This is a genomic window from Streptomyces sp. NPDC056987, from assembly GCF_042673865.1.
Taxonomy (GTDB): Bacteria; Actinomycetota; Actinomycetes; order Streptomycetales; family Streptomycetaceae; genus Streptomyces.
Window position 1 is genome coordinate 25535 of record NZ_JBHURV010000064.1, and the last position, 10515, is coordinate 36049.

The 10515-nt window shown below is 65.2% G+C and carries 8 protein-coding genes and 1 pseudogene; 8 read left to right on the forward strand and 1 reads right to left on the reverse strand.

Going from position 1 to position 10515, the window contains the following annotated elements; translation table 11 throughout:
• The first annotated feature begins 554 nt into the window (after positions 1–554).
• The 4 genes from ACFTZC_RS40265 to ACFTZC_RS40280 all read left to right on the forward strand — a co-directional run bounded on the left by ACFTZC_RS40265 (position 555) and on the right by ACFTZC_RS40280 (position 3021).
• Positions 555–1070 (forward strand): winged helix-turn-helix domain-containing protein, encoded by a 516-nt coding sequence (locus ACFTZC_RS40265; RefSeq protein ID WP_382898877.1) that lies wholly within the window; start codon positions 555–557, stop codon positions 1068–1070.
• Positions 1067–1657 (forward strand): transposase, encoded by a 591-nt coding sequence (locus ACFTZC_RS40270; RefSeq protein ID WP_382898879.1) that lies wholly within the window; start codon positions 1067–1069, stop codon positions 1655–1657. The genes ACFTZC_RS40265 and ACFTZC_RS40270 overlap by 4 nt, the downstream gene beginning before the upstream one ends.
• 460 nt (positions 1658–2117) lie before the next feature.
• Complete coding sequence (locus ACFTZC_RS40275; protein WP_382898881.1) at positions 2118–2729, forward strand: hypothetical protein; 612 nt, start codon at positions 2118–2120, stop codon at positions 2727–2729.
• Complete coding sequence (locus ACFTZC_RS40280) at positions 2716–3021, forward strand: hypothetical protein (protein ID WP_382898882.1); 306 nt, start codon at positions 2716–2718, stop codon at positions 3019–3021. Before ACFTZC_RS40275 ends, ACFTZC_RS40280 begins: the two co-directional genes overlap by 14 nt.
• A 541-nt stretch (positions 3022–3562) precedes the next feature.
• On the opposite strand, the pseudogene ACFTZC_RS40285 reads toward ACFTZC_RS40280, so the two are convergent.
• Positions 3563–3945 (reverse strand): annotated as a pseudogene (locus ACFTZC_RS40285) (helix-turn-helix domain-containing protein); the annotation flags it as partial.
• A gap of 1371 nt (positions 3946–5316) precedes the next feature.
• Here ACFTZC_RS40285 and ACFTZC_RS40290 point away from each other — a divergent pair.
• The 4 genes from ACFTZC_RS40290 to ACFTZC_RS40305 form a co-directional block, all read left to right on the forward strand.
• Positions 5317–5514 (forward strand): helix-turn-helix domain-containing protein, encoded by a 198-nt coding sequence (locus ACFTZC_RS40290; RefSeq protein WP_382898889.1) that lies wholly within the window; start codon positions 5317–5319, stop codon positions 5512–5514.
• Between the two features lie 134 nt (positions 5515–5648).
• A complete protein-coding gene (locus ACFTZC_RS40295; protein WP_382898884.1) occupies positions 5649–6845 on the forward strand; it encodes a tyrosine-type recombinase/integrase in 1197 nt (398 codons plus the stop codon).
• Between the two features lie 1309 nt (positions 6846–8154).
• Positions 8155–10035, forward strand: a complete 1881-nt coding sequence (locus ACFTZC_RS40300; protein ID WP_382898886.1) for a tyrosine-type recombinase/integrase — start codon at positions 8155–8157, stop codon at positions 10033–10035.
• Positions 10032–10515, forward strand: a 484-nt coding sequence (locus ACFTZC_RS40305; protein ID WP_382898887.1) for a DUF6262 family protein, incomplete at its 3' end; no start/stop codon positions are given. The genes ACFTZC_RS40300 and ACFTZC_RS40305, both read left to right, overlap by 4 nt.

The following is a 10515-nucleotide window of genomic DNA, read 5'->3' on the forward strand; positions in this document are numbered from 1 at the left end:
CAGGAACAACCGTTGAGCGGGTAAGACGGTGTCTCACGTGGTCAGTAGGGTTGGGGCATCACGAGCGGCTGTGATAACCGATCTGTCGCATCGGCTGGTTCCTGACGAACTCTGGTCGGTGGTGGCACCGTTGTAGTCACCGGTCAGCGTTCACGTCTCGCCCGCAAGGTGGTGGGACAATTCCGTGCGGCGAGTAAGCAGTGTTCACAGCGGTGGGGTACGAACTGACTGAAGTTTCCCCGTGATCTCGGACACGTGATCGTTATTCCGCGAGGGCGTGCTGATGCCGCTGTCTGGTCTCGGCCGGGGTGAGATAGCCGAAGGTCTTGTGCTTGCGTAGGCGGCGGCGGTTGTAGAAGGTCTCGATGAAGTTGAAGACCTCCGCGCGGGCAGTGGCCCAGTCGGGCCAGGTGCGGGTGCCGATCTCTTTGAGCAGGGCCCAGAAGCTCTCCGCAGCGGCGTGCCTCCGCAGCTCTGCCGCAGCCCGAACTTCCTTACTGATCTTTTCGTAAGTTCGGTGGGTGTGGTGGGCGTGTGGGTGGGAGGCTGTCGGGGTGGCATATCAACCTTCCCCTGCGGCTGCTGGCTCCTCTCTTCCTCCTTTGTCGCGGCCTCAGTTGGCGGAGGCGCGTCGTGTTCGGGCAGTCGAGTTGTTCGAGGGCGGCGTCTCGAATGCGGAGATCGCGAGGGCGGTGGGGGTGTGTGCCGAGAGCGTGCGGCGTTGGCGGCGGGTGTGGGAGCAAGGTGGTGCTTCGGCCCTGCGGAGACGAGCAGCCACCGGACGCCCGCCCAAGTTGGACGACACCCAGGTCGAGATGGTCCGGGCCGCATTGGAGCAAGGCGCCCAGGCTCATGGTTTCGAGGCCGACCTGTGGACCCTGGAACGAGTCGGTGCGGTCGTCACCCGGGCCACGGGGGTGGTGCTGTCGAGGGCGTCGGTGTGGCGGCTGCTGACCGGCCGGCTCGGATGGAGCCTGCAGCGGCCCGAGCGGCGGGCGGTCGAGCGGGACGAGTCGGAGATCGCCCGCTGGATCGCGCACGAGTGGCCGCGCATCAAAAAGGGGCCGTGAACACACGTGCCTGGATCGTCTTCCTCGACGAATCAGGCGTCTCCCTGCTCCCTCAGATCCGCCGCACCTACGCACCCCGAAGGCGGGCTCCGCTGCTGCGGCACCGCCTGAACTGGAAGCGCGCGTCGATGGCCGGGGCCTTGGGCTACCACTCCACCGACCCCGATCGCGGGGCCCGCCTGTGCTTCCACCTCAAGCCCGGCAGCTACGACACCGCCGCCCTCATCGAGGTCCTGGAGCAGATGAAGGTGTTCTACCGCGGCGAGCGGGTGGTCCTGGTCTGGGACGGCCTGTCCGCCCACTGGAGCCGGGCGATGCGGGCCTGGGTCGCTGAGCAGGATTGGCTCATCCTGGAACGGCTGCCCGCCTACGCTCCCGAGCTGAACCCGGTGGAGCTGCTGTGGTCCTCTCTCAAGAAGCGTGAACTCGCCAACCTCGCCGGCGACCACCTCGCCGATGTCGCCGACGCCACCGAGCAAGGCATCCACCGCATCAACGCCAACCCCCAACTGCCGTGGTCATTCCTCGCCCACACCGGCCTGACCATCCGCCCACCACACCCACCGAACTTACGAAAAGATCAGTAGGAGGCTGGTCTGTTGGATTCCGCTGTTCCCTCCACCGGCTTCACTTCCCCTGTCCTCTTTGCGTTCGGCGCACTGAACGATTGGTTCGGTCACAAGTACTACGGAGTCGTGTCCACCGGGCTGCCCTTGTTTGTCTGCGCTGCCGGCCTCTTCAGCAAGGATCTGCTGCTACGCGGCTATCGCCGCGATAGGGCCGTCCTCGCACATGCTGCGGCGCCCCCCCCGGAGCTGCAACTCGGCATGTAATGCGTGCCATCAGAGTTCCTGAGCGTGTCGTGGTGGGGAATCTTGACCGGCGGACCGATGACCGACTGGTGGTGCTCGTTGCGGACGATGCGACCCCAGCTCTGCGCTCAAACCGGCTGGCGTCCGGACTATGGCCAGCCCGAGGAGGCGCAGGCGCGCGCGGTCGGGTTGCTGGGGGGTTTCGTGCTGGTGGGGGGCCGCTTTCCGGGGTGGCGTGGGCGCAGTGGAGGCCGGCGATCCAGAGTTTGCTGGCGGCGGTGTGCTGGCCGTGGTCGAAGCGGTGCCAGGCGACGGTCTGGGCGAGGGATGGCGCCAGTGTGTGGAGACGCTGGCCAGTAGTACGGTCGTAGCGGCCGTGCTCGATGAGGTTGGTCACGGAGACCAGTTGGGCGTCGAGCAGGGGGGCGACGTGTTGCCGTTGCTCGGTGGGCAGGGCGTTGAATCGTCGGCTGGTGTCCTCGAGCAGGGTGATCGTGTCGTTGCCGATGGTTTTGCCGCGGTTGGTCTGCGTGGCGTGTACGGCTTCCGTGCCGTTTGCCCAGGACGCGGCGAGGGCGGTGAGGCCGGTGCTCGAGATGGCGAGGAGGGTGCGTCGTCCCAGGTGGTCCATGGCTGTTTTCAGGGCCTCTCGCAGTGCGGTGACGGAGCTGGACGGTCCGAGGGGGACGACTTCTCCGTCGCTGCCGGGCAGCCAGTTCGGCCAGTTGCCGGGGTCGACGAGTTCGGTCGGCAGTTCCAGGGCTGCGGCGATGTAGGTCTGTGTGTCGTCTGCCGGGATGACTCCCATGACTTCCCACTTGCGGACCCTGTGCTTGTCGGTTCCTGAGCGCAGACCCGGCGACACCCGGCGCGCCCACCAGCTCATCGGCGAGGGCCGGGCGTCTCTGCCCGCCTCCCGGGACAAAACCCGTGGCGTCTTCCTCGCGTACGAGGCGTCCAGCTACCTCGCGCTAAAGGAACCCGAACTCGCCGCGCACTCCGCTGACCAGGCGCTCCAGCTCGCCCGCCGGATTGGTGCCCCACGCTGCGAGCAGCTTGTCCAGGACCTCGTGCCCGGCTTCCAGCCCTGCCGCACGGCGCCGGGCGTCACCGAACTTCTCGCTCTCGCGGCGGCCTGAACACCCCGGCCGAAGCGGCGACCTGCGCCCGGCATCGGCCGTAGCAGGGACGCCCTCGCGCAACGGCGCGGGCACCCCGATCACCGCGACACCGAACTTCGCCGCGCCGTCCGGCGTCGCAGTCAGAAGGTGGCACTGCGGCCCCGACCCCCCAGCGGTGATCTCCTCAACAGCTGAACTCCTGCGCGCGAGGGCTCCAGCGCACTCGGCGTGAGTCTTGAGACTCACCACACGCTGCCCCTCATACACGATGTGTACTGCGAGCGGCAGGTCCCCACACCCCGGGGGACCGGCTTGACTCGCGGGGAGTACCCCTCGGCCGGGCGGTCGGCTGCCAGGGCGACTACTTGGGGTGCGCAGGGTAATCGTGTACGCGCGGGTATGGGCTCACTGACCATCAGGCGCTCCTGGACATCGAAGTGTGATGAAAGTACGACGGTGACGCGTGTTGCCGACCGTAGAGAGCATGCACCCAGCAGCTCGTGCTGGGGAGGTCCACAAGGGGGCACAAAACACGAACAAAGTTCACTCTGTGCTGTTTTGGTCCTACCCTCAGACACACGTCCGTGGGCATGTGCCCCTCGCTCTCGATCGACCGGAGCCTTGCCTAGATCTGGACGAGGCGCGCGGCGGCCGCCGCCATGTCGACCTCCAGCTCGGTCCGCCGCAGCCGCAGGATGGCACGCAGTTCCTCCGTGCTGAGCTGACCTTCTCGTCCAGGATCTGCCGGACCTGCTGGAGGGTGAGGCCGAGATTCTTGAGCGCGATGACCCGGTTGAGGCGAGTGAGCTGGGCGGCCGTGTAGAAGCGGTAGCCGGTGGCGGGGTCGACACGGGCCGGGCGCAGCAGGCCGGTTGCGTCGTAGTGACGCAGCATCCGAACCGAATCGCGGCTATGCAGGGCGAAGTCTCCGATGGTGAACATGATGTCTCCAAGTCCCGCGCCTGACACAGTGTGAGGGTCAACAAGTTTCTCCCGGCACGCAGCAACCACGCCGACGTTAGTTCAGGCACCGGTCACGGTCATGTGATGTGCTTGCCGGGAAGGGCGACCACGCGAGACATCCTCTACAGTAAAATCACGTCGACTGTCTGCGTGGCCTTGCAGCACCGCGACCCTGGCGTTGGAAAGGATCACGTAGCCGTCGCGGACTCCGTGAGACCCACGCGTTGTAGCCCGGCTACTGCACTTCGGGTTCCAAATTCGCTGAGACCTGGGCGATCCACGGGTACGCCTGCAGCACAGCCAGCGACTTCGGCGCCGCTTCTGTCGCGGCGGCTGTGGGCCCAACCGTCCGGGCTGGTCGCTGGCGCCGTGCACACCGGGCATCACGGTGCGACCGAGCCAGGCGAACGCGGAGCGTGCCCGGCCCCGTTGCTCACCGAAGGGAGCGCCGCATGACATTTCCCGCTGGCCTTTCCTCGGCCTGGCATTCGCCGACGGCAGATGAGGAAGTACCCCAAAGGACTGGAACCTGCTCCGGAACCATGTCAACGTACAACGTGCCGGAAAATACCAGGTCAGTGAGGGTATCCAGGCTTCGAGCCGACCTACGGACAGGTCGGCCATGACTGCGGCCGGTACTTCATGCTGCTCGGCCTCATCGCAGAGCCCCCGCCCCCAGGAGCCCCTGTCGAATGCCGTTCTCCGATCCGCCCGATTCATCGCCCCCATCCGCTTGGCACTTGGCGCCCTGAACGTATGGACCGCATCGGAGCGAGAGAAATGCGGCGCTCCTCCACGGCGCTGTGCCTCTGTGCCAGTGTGGCCGTGTTGAGCGGCGAGGACTTGCCGCAACGTAGCTGCCGGCGGAACCGAGCGGTCCTCGGGCACATCGCGACACACCTGGAGCCTCACCCGTAACCCGAGCCGTCGCTGTTCCCGAGCGCGTCGATGCACGCGATCTTGACCGGCTCGTTGACGACGGACTCGGGGTGGTTGTGACGGACGGCACGCCCCCGTCCTCCAGGTCGTCCCGGCGGGCCTCCCTGAGTTTTGTCCGCTAAGAATCCTCCGTGAGTTTCCCTTCGGGGGCGCACAACATAGACCACGTTCGCCGGTTAGCCAAACCGGCGATCGCGACGACCATTGAGTGAGCCCGCATTGGGCTGACCTCGGCAGGGGAGCCGTGGCGGGCACAGTAGGTAGCGTCGGAATCCATGGATAGGAAGAGCACAGCACCGGCTACTGCTTCCCTGATGGGTGCGGCAACTGAGTAAGAGTTGACGCCGCCGCCCTAGATCCTTCACTGAGAAGGACGAAAAGCCGTTGTCCGACTGATCTTTACCCGTGGGGATGGTAGGTGAGATCTTGACGCAGGGTGGAAGCTACCGGCTTCTAACGCCAGCTGAAGTAGCTGATTGGTTGAAAGTCAGCGAGTCGACGATCAAGAATAAGTACCGAGCTTGGGGTTTGCGTCCTCAAAAAGTCGGCCGACTTCTGAGATTTCGCGAGCGTGACATTGTGGCGTATTTGGAAAGGAAGTATGGATAACCTGGTGAAGCGTAGTCTGCCGCTGTACCGGAAGGTGATCCGCTAGGTTGGCTCGGGTTCTCCAGAAATGCAAGGAAGACGCGAAGAGCGTTAACTATCCCTGTACTGCTACTCGCTGCGGCCACGCTTGGACAGTGCGATATCGGGAGCCTGGTGGGCGCGGTGGGCGGCAGCGTGAGAAGTCGTTCGAGAAGAAGGGGGCTGCCGACTCCTTCGCCGCCAAGGTTGAGCGGGAAAAGGATCTCGGAACCTACATCGCCCCGACAGGTCTGCTTGTCCCGCTTGTGATGGTGTACCGCGAGTTCATCGACTCCGGAAACCGGGTAAATGGGACGCGGTATCAGTACGAGACGAGCCTTCGCCTCCACGTGGAGCCCCACTTCGGGACTACTGCCATTGGTGCCATCAAGCCAAAGCATCTCAATGCGTGGCTGAAGTGGATGGTGGAAGAGCGTGGTTATGGGGAAAGCACGGCGATCAATCGCTATGAGACGCTCGCGGGTGTCTTCAGCTTCGCCGTCGCCAACGAGTACATAACCAAGAATCCGTGCCAGCACGTCCGCACCGGTCGCCAGCGGGTGAAGCGGAGAGTCAAGAAAACGATCCGCCTGCCTACCTTGGCGGAGATCGAGGCGATTGAGCAGCACCTACCCGGGCCCTACAAGCTGCTCGTGTGGCTCATGGCCGGGTGCGGACTGCGCGTCGGTGAGGCGTGTGCCGTGACGTTGCAGCAGTTCGACTTTGAGAGCGGAACGCTCTACGTCGACCGTCAGGTGACGCAGGACGGCGAGAACGAGGAGCCCAAGAGCACAGTCCAAAAGGCCATCACCAAGGGCAGGGGGCGCGCCCATTGCATCCGGCACCTCAAGTGGCGCGATCTGGATGAGGGTCGAGCAGTTCCGGTGCCCCCCACCATCGCCGCGAAGGTACAGGAGCACGTCCGGATGTACGGCACCTTTCGCGTGGAGGAGGGCCTCAACCGCCTGGAGGGGGACTATCTCTTCTCCAACGTTGGGCGCACCAACATCCTCATGTACTCCCTCGTCGACCGGTTGTGGCGTAACGCGAAGAAGGCGGCGGGCATCTCACGGAGGATCACCACACACTGGCTTCGCCATTTCTTCGCCTCCGCCGGCTTGTCGAAGGGCGTTCCGGTGACGGACATGGCTGAGTGGTTGGGGCATCGCGACCCCCGGATCACTCATCAGACGTACGCGCATGTCATGCCCGACGCTCCCGAGCGCCTGAGGTCGCTGATGGATGCCGTCTTCGCAATGCAGGCCGATCTCAACTTGCCCCTCGAGTTCGAGGCGGTGGTCGAGGTGGCCTGACCTATATCCGCGAACGCGTGGGGGCTCAGCCATACAGCTGGCTGAGCCCCCACGCGTTCGGCTTGGTGGCCCGCCGAGGAGGTCGGCAGACAGCCGGTCGGCGTGGCGCTGGTGAGGCAGGAAGCGCTACGGTGAGTGACGATCTCTGGTGCCTGTCATCACGCCCCACAGCCAGGCAGATCGAGCGCGGCCTAGTCTCTCACCCAGCACGAGATTTCCCGGTGCTGGTTTGGTGCTGACTTCGGAGGGCCCATGGCGGCAAAACCGCAGCTCGTAGCTCTGATCGGATGAGTTGTCGTACCACTCGATGGTGGTGCCGATGAGGCTGGCGGCGACGATGCGCTTGAGGTTGTTCGGGGCTGGTGGAGCGGTTGCGGGCGACGACATCGGCACCACTTCCTGGGGTGTGACGGGGACGTTTGCGTGTCGCCACACCGTAGAAACACGCAGGTCAGGCGCACATGTGGTGGGGCAACATAGTTCGAGGGTCAGCTATGCCTGCGGCCACCATGACGGCTCACGGAAGGGCGGTTCATGGGCTCGAAAGCGGTCGAAACGAGTGCTGTCCGGGACGCGTAGTTCGGACTGATTTGGCGGTGCGGTGCTGACTCCTGTGCTGACTTGGTGCTGACTAAAAGCCCACGTCATCAACCGTGCTCACCCCTCCCGTGCTGACTTGGTGCTGACTACGCTCCGTTGAAGTAGGACATCTTGGGGCTGATCGGCTCAGGGCCGTTGCGTGGTGGCGACCTGACCGCGAGGCCGCCCCGGCTTTGTCGCCCGGCTCTGCGGCACGGACGAGGGGTTGCGCCTGCGCGTGGTGCGCGTTCGTCCCAGCAGATTTTTCGTCTGCTGGTGGTACAGGCAGTACGGCCTTCTGGCCAGCAAGGATGCCGGTCTGCTGGGTTGCATACGGGAGGGTGGCCCGGGCATGGTCCGGATCTTGGTGGGGTTGTGCCCTGTCGTACGGTGACTGTTCGGTTGGCAGCCGGGGGAGAGGCAGCGACCGCGGTGACGCACGACTTGGCCCCCGACCCTTGCGGACCGAACCAAAGGGGCACTGGGTGCGGCTGACCTGGCAAACCTTGGGGCCGGTCACCTGGGGCCTGGACGCCAGTGATCGTCGCGATGGCTTGGTCGTGGCTTTTCTTGCCAGGCGATGCCCGCAGTGGGTGATTGGCTGTCAGACGGAACCTCGTGTAGCTCTGCTCACTGTCACGGGTGACCTCCGCTCGCGCGGAGGTGAACCGCCTACCACCTGCGCCGCTGGAAGAAGGCGAGCGGGCTCGGGCACACCGCCACATGCGAGATGCTGGCTTGGTCCGCGAGCCAGCCGCCGTTCCTGAGTTCCCACCGCTTCTCGCTGATCGAGCTACCGCCGCTGCTGCGGCTGGAGATCGCCTACGCGCTGCAGCACCGGGACGAGTTGGGGCACAATCTCGATCCCCGCAGCGTCCGCCAGATCGTTGCTGGTCTGGTCATCAGGGACACCAGTCTGGTGCTCCGCGCTGACCATCTCGACGGTCTCTACGAGAAGCAGCTCAGCCCGCACGCGGTGTTCCGTCAGCTGGCCTGGTCGGTCCGCCGCGGCTTCGTCGCTTTCTCCGGCGACGACCCGTGGGCAGACGACACCATCGACCTGCGGGCGGCAGGGCTGAAATCGCAGACCAGGACCGGCTGGCGGAAGCAGGCCGGGGCCGCCGATCTGGCCGGAATCCCGCAGAGATGGCTGCGGGGCCTGCTACGGCGATGGACCGAGGCCGAGCGCCCCACCAGCGATGAGTTCAACCGCTGGCACCGCGGCACCGTGCTCGCCGCCCAGGGCATGAACCGACTGCCCGGCGGCGGAGCCGAACTCTCCGAACTCGACTTCACCCACATCCAGGCCGCGTTCGAGGAGATCGTGGCGGCCCGCAACAGCAGAACCGGCAAGCTCTGCGCGACCAGCTACCGCACCAAGATGCTCAGGGGCTTCTTCGCCTTACTGGACTTTGGCCGACTCACCGGTCAGCTCGAAGAAGCGCCGGGGATGTTCGCCCGCCATTCCTCGCACCGCATCCCCCAGGAGGACACCAACGAAGACGAGATCGGCAGGGCCATCCCGGAGCACGTCATCGGCCAGCTCGACTCCTTCCCCGTCGACGCTCACTACGGAGACCTCGATCCCGAAGAGGTGCGGGCGATGTTCCGCGCCGTCTACGTCGTCCTGCGCGACTGCGGTCGCCGCCCGACCGAAGTGGCCTCCCTGCCCAGGAATTGCCTGGAACGCGAGGGCGATGAGGTGTCCTTGATCTGGAACAACAACAAGGGCCGCCGGATGCGACGGCGCCTGCCGATCGTCACCGAGACAGTGCAGACGATCGAGCGATGGCAGAAGATCCGCGACCAGGTCGACGCACCTTCCCACAGCGAGACCCACCTTTTCCCAGCGGCCACCGATGTGGCCGGTCTGCCACACCTGAGCTGGATCACACTGGGAGCGACGCTACGCAAGTGGGTCGACTCCCTGCCTGAGCTGGACAGCGGCACCTTCGACACCGTCGGCAACCCGCTGCCGTTCGACAAGTCCCTGATCTTTCCCTACGCGTTCCGGCACTCGTTCGCCCAACGGCACGCGGATGCCGGCACCCCGCTCGACGTGCTTCGGGACCTCATGGATCACGACGATCCCCGCACCACGCTCGGCTACTACCGCGTCTCCTTGAAGCGGAAGCGTGAGGCTGTCAAGACGCTCAGCCTCCAGGTCGTCGACCGGCTCGGAGCCGCCTCTCCATGCTCGCCGCTGGCCTATGAACAAAGTTCGGTGGCCGTCCCGTTCGGCGGCTGCACCGAACCATCCAACGTCAAGGCCGGCGGCCAGGCATGCCCGATCCATTTCCAGTGCTCCGGCTGCGGGTTCTACCGCCCCGACCCGTCCTACCTCCCGACCATCGAGGACCACATCAACAGCCTGCGAGCCGACCGCGAGACCGCCCTGGCGATGGACGCGGCCAGCTTCGTCGTCGACAACCTCACCGCTCAGATCGTCTCCTACGAGGAGGTCACCGAGAAAATGCGCAGACGGATGGCGAACATGCCGGACGAAGAGCGCGCCGAGCTGGAAGAAGCAGCCGCGGTCCTGCGTCGTCTGCGGGCAGGCGAAAGGCGCAAACTGCTGCCCCTCACCGTGATTCAGCAGGACAAGGAGTGAGCCCCGCAGCCCGCACCCCGACCGAGGTTCTCGCGGCTTCCCGCAGAGCCGACAGCCTCCAAAAACGGCAACGAGTCCTGGACGCCGTCCAGAGAATGCTGGCCGACGGTGAGCCCATCACCTTCACCACAATCGCCCGCACCGCGAAGGTCTCCACCTGGCTCGTCTATGCCGAAGGCGTACGCGAGCACGTTGAAGCGGCCATCCGCCAGCAGGAACACGAACCTGTCGTCGCAAGATCAGACGGTCGCCAGGCCAGCCCGGCGAGCCTGAAGTCCGACCTGCTCATGGCTCGCGAGGAGATCACCGCCCTCCGCCAGGAACGTGACCGCCTTCGCGAAGCAGTCCGCCAGCAACTCGGGCGGCAACTCGACCAGGTCGGTAATGAGGTGATCCCCGCGGCGTGGACACGCCTGACAATGGATCTTGATGGTCCAGGAAGGTGTAGATCCACATGGCACGGCCCTCGAAGTACAGTCC

Bases quoted from the DNA above. Each gene is read 5' to 3' on its own strand.
- ACFTZC_RS40290 (WP_382898889.1), top strand. From the start codon at position 5,317: ATGGTAGGTGAGATCTTGACGCAGGGTGGAAGCTACCGGCTTCTAACG.
- ACFTZC_RS40300 (WP_382898886.1), top strand. From the start codon at position 8,155: ATGCTGGCTTGGTCCGCGAGCCAGCCGCCGTTCCTGAGTTCCCACCGC.